9 protein-coding genes are annotated in these 9,250 nt (G+C 36.0%); 3 read left to right on the top strand and 6 right to left on the bottom strand.

The features are described from left to right. Positions 1-89: 89 nt before the first annotated feature. The 3 genes from H6G68_RS11015 to H6G68_RS11005 form a co-directional block, all read right to left on the bottom strand. A complete protein-coding gene (locus H6G68_RS11015) occupies positions 90-485 on the bottom strand; it encodes a putative toxin-antitoxin system toxin component, PIN family (RefSeq protein ID WP_190906692.1) in 396 nt (131 codons plus the stop codon). Further along, entirely contained in the window at positions 478-696 is a 219-nt protein-coding gene (locus H6G68_RS11010; RefSeq protein ID WP_190906691.1) for a hypothetical protein, read from the bottom strand. Before H6G68_RS11010 ends, H6G68_RS11015 begins: the two co-directional genes overlap by 8 nt. Before the next feature lie 93 nt (positions 697-789). Then, on the bottom strand, positions 790-969 hold the full coding sequence (locus tag H6G68_RS11005; RefSeq protein WP_190906690.1) for a hypothetical protein: 180 nt from the start codon (positions 967-969) through the stop codon (positions 790-792). A gap of 197 nt (positions 970-1,166) precedes the next feature. On the opposite strand from H6G68_RS11005, the gene H6G68_RS11000 reads away from it, so the two are divergent. Together H6G68_RS11000 and gatA are read left to right on the top strand one after the other, a co-directional pair. After that, positions 1,167-1,394 carry an addiction module protein gene (locus tag H6G68_RS11000; RefSeq protein ID WP_190906689.1) on the top strand — a complete coding sequence of 76 codons (228 nt, stop codon included), beginning with the start codon at positions 1,167-1,169 and terminating at the stop codon, positions 1,392-1,394. 170 nt (positions 1,395-1,564) lie between these two features. Further along, positions 1,565-3,022: an Asp-tRNA(Asn)/Glu-tRNA(Gln) amidotransferase subunit GatA gene (gene gatA, locus H6G68_RS10995; protein ID WP_190906688.1), complete on the top strand. Its 1,458-nt coding sequence runs from the start codon at positions 1,565-1,567 to the stop codon at positions 3,020-3,022. Between the two features lie 429 nt (positions 3,023-3,451). Here gatA and H6G68_RS10990 read toward each other — a convergent pair whose 3' ends face one another. Further along, positions 3,452-3,589: a hypothetical protein gene (locus H6G68_RS10990; protein ID WP_190906687.1), complete on the bottom strand. Its 138-nt coding sequence runs from the start codon at positions 3,587-3,589 to the stop codon at positions 3,452-3,454. Between the two features lie 25 nt (positions 3,590-3,614). Here H6G68_RS10990 and argJ point away from each other — a divergent pair, with 25 nt between their 5' ends. After that, positions 3,615-4,856: a bifunctional ornithine acetyltransferase/N-acetylglutamate synthase gene (argJ, locus tag H6G68_RS10985; RefSeq protein WP_190906686.1), complete on the top strand. Its 1,242-nt coding sequence runs from the start codon at positions 3,615-3,617 to the stop codon at positions 4,854-4,856. Between the two features lie 216 nt (positions 4,857-5,072). On the opposite strand, the gene H6G68_RS10980 is transcribed toward argJ, so the two are convergent. Further along, a complete protein-coding gene (locus H6G68_RS10980) occupies positions 5,073-5,489 on the bottom strand; it encodes an FHA domain-containing protein (protein WP_190906685.1) in 417 nt (138 codons plus the stop codon). A gap of 27 nt (positions 5,490-5,516) precedes the next feature. Beyond that, positions 5,517-9,236, bottom strand: coding sequence for an outer membrane protein assembly factor BamB family protein (locus H6G68_RS10975; RefSeq protein WP_190906684.1), 3,720 nt, complete (start codon positions 9,234-9,236; stop codon positions 5,517-5,519). Between the last annotated feature and the right edge of the window lie 14 nt (positions 9,237-9,250).

The following is a 9,250-nucleotide window of genomic DNA, read 5'->3' as shown; positions in this document are numbered from 1 at the left end:
GGCATCTCTAACGCTTATTTTAGCGTACCAGCCAGCTACCTTTGCATTGGGGCATCTCACTTTTAAAAGCAGTGGCAGTAACACTTTAGCTATTTCCGGAGATGTCTAATATCAACTCCTCGAAAAGGATGCAGTTCTAATAAATCTTTATCTCCTGTTATTATATGAGTTGCATTACCATTAATAGCAACCTCTAAAAATTTGTCATCTTTTAGATCTCTACACTCTTTGATAATCTGCTCTATTTTAATTTGTTCTGCTTCTAGTTTTAATTTAGCTAAGAATTGAGTACGAATACTGACAGAAATATATTTATCGAATTTTGAGCGATTGAGAATTTCTTGTAATTCTTCAAAAGTAGCCTCTGAAAATAAAATTATTCCTAAGCTTTTGGCTTTTTTGAATGCCACATCTGGAACAGATGACTGAATCAAGACAGCACTAACTAAAATGTTTGTATCAATAACAAAACGTAACTTATCCATTATGGAGAATATCATCTAAAATTTCTTGAGTTAACCCCTTATTTTTTGCTTGTTCTTGCATTTCTGCAATGATTTCATCTAGGGATTTTTCTTGAATAATTAATTTCAGCAAATCATTGACAATAGTTTGTATTTTTTGCTGTTTTTGTGGTTCTGCTTCTTGATAAGCTTTGGCAACTTCAGCATCAACTTGAATAGCAATTGTTTCCATATTTTGATAGTCAATAAATTACATTTGTTTAATTATAGCATTCAATACCCAAAGCACGATAAACTAAGCTACAAGATAGGCTCGCTCTATTTATTAAAACAGGTTAAGTTGTTGTACATCATCATGGTCTTCATCTCCTTCAGATCCATAAAGAAAAACTAATCGCTTTGCCTCATACCTTTGTCGTAGATCCTCTAAGCCTTGAGGGTTAGCTCTATGAATTCCCCGATCTCCAATAGAACACTCGAAATGCTTCTGATAAAAAGTTACCATGCTTTTAATGTTTCACGTTCTGCTTGTCCGATTTTTTTTACTAAGCTATTAACAAGTCTTTTGTTAGTAAACATTGTAATTTAGGTAAGCACAGCCTTTTCAGTATATCCCTCACTGGCATTTATAAATTTTCCCGAAAACATTCAAAAGCCCCAATGTTATAAAATAGATGAAAGCTCAACCCTAACTCTCCACTCATGAGTCTCCATCCCCTCTTAAAATTTGATATTTCTGAACTCAGCATTGCAGAACGTATCCAACTTGCTGAAGATTTATGGGACAGCATCTTAGAACAGCAAGAAGAACTTCCCTTGAGTCCAGCACAACAGATAGAACTAGATCGACGGTTAGAAAATTACAAAAAAAATCCTACAAATGGTTCTAGTTGGGAAGAGGTTAAAAAACGTTTAGGATTCTCCCAATGAACTATAACCTGATTATTTAGTCATAACTAAGATTTTTAGCATAACTAAACTCTCAAAACTCTCTTTGCGTCTCCGCGTCTCTGCGTGAAATAATTCCACCAGCTAACAAAACACCATCCCCAGTCCTGTAAATGCTAAAATCAATGACTTGATTAATAAAGAGAAAAATTATGGCATCCATCCGCGAGTTGCACGAACAGCTAGTAAAAAAAGAACGTTCTGCCGTTGAAATTACCCAAGAAGCCCTAGATCGCATTCAAGCATTAGAACCAAAACTGCACAGTTTCTTAACTGTCACGGCACAACAGGCTTTAGATCAGGCTCGTGCTGTGGATGCAAAAATCGCTGCGGGGGAAGAAATCGGTATCCTTGCAGGGATTCCCATTGGTATAAAAGACAATATGTGTACCAAGGGTATTCGCACCACTTGCGGCTCTAAAATTTTAGAGAATTTTGTCCCACCCTATGAATCAACCGTAACGCAAAAACTGGCAAATGCTGGGGCAGTAACGGTTGGTAAAACCAATTTAGACGAGTTTGCAATGGGGAGTTCTACGGAGAACTCTGCTTATCAAGTTACGGCTAATCCTTGGGATTTATCACGAGTTCCTGGTGGTTCTTCTGGAGGTTCGGCTGCGGCTGTAGCGGCTGAAGAATGTGTGGTATCCCTGGGTTCGGATACTGGTGGTTCGATTCGTCAACCGGCTTCTTTTTGCGGTGTGGTGGGAATGAAACCGACTTATGGGTTAGTTTCCCGTTATGGTTTGGTGGCTTATGCGTCATCTTTGGATCAAATTGGCCCCTTTGCGCGGACAGTTGAAGATGCGGCTATATTGTTGAGTGCGATCGCAGGTTATGATCCTCAAGACTCCACCAGCTTAAAAGTCGAAATTCCTGATTACACTGCCAATTTAATACCAGATTTAAAAGGTAAAAAACTGAAAATCGGTGTTATTAAAGAAACCTTTGGTGAAGGTTTAGATCCAGAAGTAGAAGCATCTGTAAATCAAGCGATCGCACAACTAGAAAGTTTAGGCGCAGAAATTCATTATATTTCCTGTCCCCGTTTCCGTTATGGCGTACCCAGTTACTACATTATCGCCCCATCGGAAGCATCAGCCAACTTAGCCCGTTACGATGGTGTTAAATATGGGTTACGTTCAAAAGATGCAGACAACCTGCTTTCTATGTACACCCGTACACGCTCCACCGGATTTGGTGCAGAAGTCAAACGCCGGATTATGATTGGTACTTATGCTCTAAGCGCCGGTTATTATGATGCCTACTACTTGAAAGCGCAAAAAGTCCGCACATTAATTAAAGAAGACTTTGAAAAAGCCTTTCAACAAGTTGATGTTTTAGTTTGTCCCACTGCACCAACTACAGCATTTCAAGCCGGCGAAAAAATCACCGATCCCTTGAGTATGTATTTAAATGACTTAATGACTATTCCCGTCAATCTTGCCGGTTTACCAGGTATTAGTGTACCTTGTGGTTTTGACAGCAAAGGTCTACCCATTGGATTACAGTTAATTGGTAAAGTCCTCAGAGAAGACCAATTATTACAGGTAGCCTATGCTTATGAGCAATCAACTAATTGGCATCTTCAAACAGCAAAAATAGCTTAATTGGTCTATTTGTGTAATATCATGTCCGGCAAATTAGCTATAATTGCCGTGTTTTTGCAAATATCTGGTAAAATTCTTTCCTCCTGCTTGCAGCCCCCAGCCCCCCTGCGGTTCCTGAATTATAAGTCTTTAACCGGACATGATTTAAGACCCGTAAGCCCCAAAAAGAAAATAATTGGCGTAATTTTTTATAAAAATTCTCAAAAAGGGGCTTCACCCCACACGCCAAAAATGTTATACTGTGATAAGTAGATGCACCCTGATGATTTGGAGAGCTATTAAATTGGCTCTCTTTTTTAGTTTTTATCCTTAACTTCAGTGTAAGTAAGTAGGTAACTTAGCCTAATAGTTGTGTGGGATTGAGAAATATAGTTATTGTTACTTAGCAATAACTCGATCTATTTTATGATTGCGAATGTGATAATGTCACTATTCATACTGCCAAAAAGCATGAAGATAATTATCGGCTGGTGCAAGATTGCCATCACCAGATAAACTCACAATAAAGGATAAATACGGGATAGCTGACGAGAGCCGCAAGCGGTAAAAGTTGGCACAATCTACCAAACTCTAGGATATGTGGGGAAAAATTATGGGAGACTGGCAGGAAATTACTGGTGGAGTCACAGCAGCTAGAGGGTATCGAGCAGCGGGAATTACCGCCGGACTAAAACCTTCAGGATTGCCGGATTTAGCATTAATATTGTCAGATGTGGATGCGATCGCTGCCGGAGTATTCACAACTAGCCACGTCAAAGCCGCTTGTGTAGACTATTGCCGTCAACACTTGCAAGCCAAACATAGCGCCAGAGCTATACTCTGCAACGCTGGACAAGCCAACGCTGCCACAGGTAGCCAAGGAGTCAAAGATACCCTAGAAAGTGCAGATTTATTAGCCAAAGAATTGGGTATTTCCCCGGAAGCGATTTTACTAGCTTCTACAGGCGTAATTGGTCAAAGGATTAAAATGGATATACTGCGAAGTGGTATACCCAAGGTAGTAGCAGCACTCTCAGAAACTGGCTCAGATGAGGCTGCTGGAGCAATTATCACCACCGATTTGGTCACTAAATCAATTGCTTTAGAAACAACTATCGGCGACCGTCCCGTAAGAATTGGCGGCATTGCTAAAGGTTCTGGTATGATACATCCCAACATGGCTACCATGCTGGCATTTGTCACCTGTGATGCGGCTGTTTCATCTAGCCTTTGGCAACAAATGTTAACAAGAGCCGCAGATAGAAGTTTCAATTCTATTACCGTTGATGGTGATACCAGCACCAATGATAGTTTAATTGCTTTAGCCAATGGTCAATCTCGCACCCCAGCAATTACCGAAATGGGACCAGAAGCCGAGAAATTAGAAGCCATGCTAACAGCAGTATGCCAGCATTTAGCCAAAGCGATCGCTCGTGACGGAGAAGGTGCAACTTGCTTAGTAGAAGTGCAAGTCACTGGTGCAAACGATGAAACAGCGGCCAGACAAATCGCCAAAACCATTGCTGGCTCTTCTTTAGTTAAATCTGCAATCTTTGGACGTGATCCCAATTGGGGACGTATCGCCGGCGCAGCTGGACGTGCTGGAGTACCTTTTGAGCAGGATAATTTGCAAATTAAATTAGGCGATTTCTTACTTTTTGAAAATGGTCAACCTTTACCTTTTGATAAAGCAGCCGCAAGTGCATATTTGAAACAAAAAGCAGCAGGTGCTTATCTGAAAGAAGATACGGTGTTAATTTCCGTCAGTGTGGGTAATGGCCATGGAACAGGTAAAGCGTGGGGTTGTGATTTGAGTTACGACTATGTGAAAATTAACGCAGAATATACGACTTAGTTTAGTTTAGATCCCTGATTTCTTGAAGAAGTCGGGGATCTGGGAAGTATTCAATTGAATTAATGTAATTAATTGAAAATGCGGCGTATTTAGACATTTTTCGGTTTGTTGGCATTGTCTTTCTTTCCTCATTACCATTACTGCTATTTCTGAGTAAAGGACGCGCTGGAACAAAAGCACCTATGGGACTTAATTCAGATTTTCTCAATGTGCTTTTTAGTCTAAATTCCAGAAATTTATATTTATACAACCTCGAAAAGAATCTTCTGATACAGTTTCAACTCGATGAAAACAGCGATATGTAGCTGAAACACCCGGAGCAAATTCGATCATATCTCCATCATTTAGATCATAAGTTTGAATAAGTTTACCATTAACTAAAAGTTTGTACTTGTCTTCATCATCAACTGAAAAAGATTTGATAAGTTGATAACGAAAATAATTCATCTCCCCTAATTTCACCAATGTGGCGTGATGAGGAGCAAGCATAACAGAGGTAGTATATAAACGAATACACATTCTACAATACTTGCCAATTGTGTAATTTCGATCCAGAGGATAAGTTAGACATCCCTTGTCGTCGGTAACAATTAATTGATGTTCAATGACAATTATTTCCTGAATTTCCTGCATTTTCAAACCCTCAAAAAACGGTTTTTATCATAAATTGATTGCATATAAATAACCATTCACATCTCCCACATACAGAACTCCATCATCTATAAATAAAGGAGATGTTACTTTAGTTTTTAAACTATAACTCCAAACTTGGGTTCCTGTGTTTTGATCCACTCCATAAATTGCACCTTCTGGAGTTACATAATAAATTTTTTCTTCATAAACAGCGATAGAAGGATGAAAATAAATTGGAAATTTTAGTTCGTTAATTTTTTCACCCGTTTTTATATTTAAAATATATAATTTACTTGTATTACTTAAAATGTAAATTATTTCGCCAACAATAATTGGGGATGATAATAATTCAAACTCTAATTGAAATTTCCATTTTAGCTCTCCATTTGCTGTGTTGATTGCGTAGATTGCATTACTCCAATTACCAATGTAGATAATATTATCCAAAATCTGAGGAGGTTTTCCATTTAGAGTTCCTAAATTTAACCATTCTAAAGCTTGAATATCATCATCTGGTCCCATCACTCCAGGTATATAAAATCGAGCTAATATTGTTGATATGTGATTATCATTAGGTGCTGGGTCAAATTGCCATAAATTTGTGCCACTTTCTGGCTCAATAGCATCAAAAAATGGATGATAATTTTCATCACGAATGATGTAAATAATTTTTTCATGAATAGCAGGGGGAAATCTGATTCTTCCTCTGATCGGGAACTGACCTAATACTTGACCATTTTCGCCATTTAATATATATAAATCATAACTACGAGATGGATTACCAATTATTAGATAAATAATTCCGTCTTGAAAAACTGGCCAATATAGAAATCTATCTGTTATTGGTACTGGAAACTTCCATATTTCTTGTCCCGTTGTTCTAGAAAGAGCATACAAGTGATCACTAGAAAAATAAACAATATCTTCACTCAATGTAGGAGAATAAATAATTCTGTTTTCTGTAGGAAATTTCCACAATTCCTTTCCTGTGCTAATATCTACAGCATAAAAATGGCGATTGCTACTACCAAAATAAGCAATACTATTACTGATAACTGGTGATGAAGTAATTTTATCTCCAGTTTTAAAACTCCACTTTAATTGATGCTCTAAAACATCAGCATCGTTGATATTTTTAGATACTGGTACTAAGAAAACAGGATCATCTTGAGAATCTGTTGCTGATGAAATCTCGGCAATATCTATTCCGTATACTTTACTACTTTCTGTGATATAAACAAATTCTTCCACAATATTGGGGAAAATAAACTTGAAATTTCCTCCTGCTACTTTTTTATGCCAATGTTGTTTTCCTGTGTCAATATTTATAGCATGGAGATTTCCCGAATCATCTATTAATAATATCAGTTTATTAGCAAGTACAGTATTTAGTTTTAATGCTTTTTCAATTGTGTAAACCCACTTTTGATTTCCAGTTATACTAGAAAGAGCATAGACAGTTCCTTGCTGACCATGTACAGTTTGTTGATTACTAACAATAAAGACAGTTTTTTCAGTAATAGTAGTAACAGTCAGCCAATTAGTACCAGAATAAAATTGCCATTTAATATTTCCTGTTAGCTGTTCAATAGCATAAAACCTACTTCCAGAACCACTACCTGTATTGGCATAAACTAGCCCGTTTTTAATAATTGGTGAATTTATTAAGACTTCATTTATTGAATCAACAAACTCAATCTGCCAGAGTATTTTTCTAGTTTGTAAATCTACCGCCAATAAATATTTATTGCTAGATATAAAAATTTGATTATCAACAATAATAGGTGTTAATTCTGTAAATTCTCTAGTTTCTAATCGCCATAATTCCTGTCCATTTTGAATATCAAAACTATACAGCCAGTTTCGATTATCTGCATCTTGTATAACTACATAAATGATGCTATTTTCTATTATAGGATTACCTAATAAATTGACAAATCTCTCAGTTAAATCTAATTGCCATAGTTCCTGCCCATTAAGGCTATTCAACAAGTAATAAAATTTATTCTGATGCTCTTTATTTTGGATTTCTAAAAGAATTACTTCATTTTTAACAAGAATTTTTGTCGCAGAATATTTGATGTCAGTCTTCCATAATTCAATTCCAGTTTGAGAACACACAGCATATAAATATTCTCTAACTAAGTAGACAGTTTCTTGAGTAATAAAAGGATTTAAAGTCTGATTTTTAGGGTTTGGATATTCCCAAATAAATTCCCAAAGAGGTTGTCCTGTTTGAGCATTAATAGCAACCAAGAAAGTACCAACTCGCACATGATCACTATAAGTGACGTAAACTATGCCATTACTCAAACTAGAAAGTAAGGTTTTTTTGTATCCAGCTACCATCTCAAATTTCCACTTTACGGGATCAATATTCTCTATTTGAGTAACTTTTTCTGAGGAATTTGAACCAGTATTATTTACTTGTGAAGGAGAGGTTTCTATATTTGTTGAATGTGTTAATTCTCCTCTTGTTTGGATAGCGTATAAATAATCATTATCACTCTGAATAAAAACAAAACCATCGGCAAAAGTTGGAGGACAATTAACTTTACCTTCAATGCTAGATATCCACCGTGTTTTTCCAGTCTGAATATCTATTATGTACAGCTTATTATCTTGGCATATATGATAAATATTACCTCGGTTATCTAAACCATAGAAATTTACACATCCTTCGGTTTGGAAACGCCATTTTTCTGCACCAGTTTGAATATCTAAACCACAGTGAATATTATTTTCATCAATACAATAAAGAATCTGATCACTAATTAATAGAGAATGTTTGACGGAGGCTGTTAATATGTAACGCCATTGAAATTGTCCTGTTTTCGCATTTATGGCATCTATATATTTATAAATACGACGATAATTTACTTGTTTTTCATGGGCGACAAAAATGATATCATTATTAATAATTGGTGAACAAGTAAGATTTCCTATATGTTCATATTTGCAAATTTCGACACCTGTGGAAATGTTCAAAGCACAAAAATAACTATCTGCTGATATCTGATTTTTAACTACTTTTAAATACACAATTTCATCAGCAGCTAAAAAATAAGAATTTTCTGCTTGAACTGTACACTTTAATAGTCCTGTGTTTTCATCTAAAGCATAAAATCCATTTATTTCATCAGCATAACGTCCAATTCTTTCATCTATGATGTAAACAATACCATTGTTTACTTTTATCCGCGATACAGTTTTATAATGTTCAAGTTTAAATTCCCACTCTATTTGCCCGGTTTGACTATCCACAACTAAGAGTTGTCCTATTGGTATAGGTTGAGGCATAGAGGTATTAAAAGGTTCTTCTGAATGATGACAATAAACGATAGTTTCTACAGTATTGATGTATATTTTACCGTTATTAAATATAGGCGATGATTGTATTAAGTTACCAATTTTTAAATTCCATACTTCCTGTCCTGTTTCATAATTGACAGCATAAAAATTTATCCAATTATCGCTAAAGTAGACTAATTCATTTGCAACTAAGGGAGAAAAAGATTTGGGAATAAAACCACTTTCTCTTGTAACATGAAAGCACCAATTTACAAGACTTTTTTGAATGTCTAACGCATAAAGATTACCATCAACATCAACTGTATAAACAACTCCATCATTAACTACAGGTGAAGAATTTGCTTTTACATTGAATTTCCATTTCCAAGAACCTATTTGATTGACATTATCTGTTGTATTAACAATAATCCGTTGTTGTAATTCCTGATTTTCCATAACTTTTAGTTCAT

Source organism: Anabaena catenula FACHB-362 (genome assembly GCF_014698735.1).
Classification (GTDB): domain Bacteria; phylum Cyanobacteriota; class Cyanobacteriia; order Cyanobacteriales; family Nostocaceae; genus Anabaena; species Anabaena variabilis_A.
Note: the sequence above shows the minus strand (reverse complement) of the source record. Positions and strands in the feature narration are given on the sequence as shown.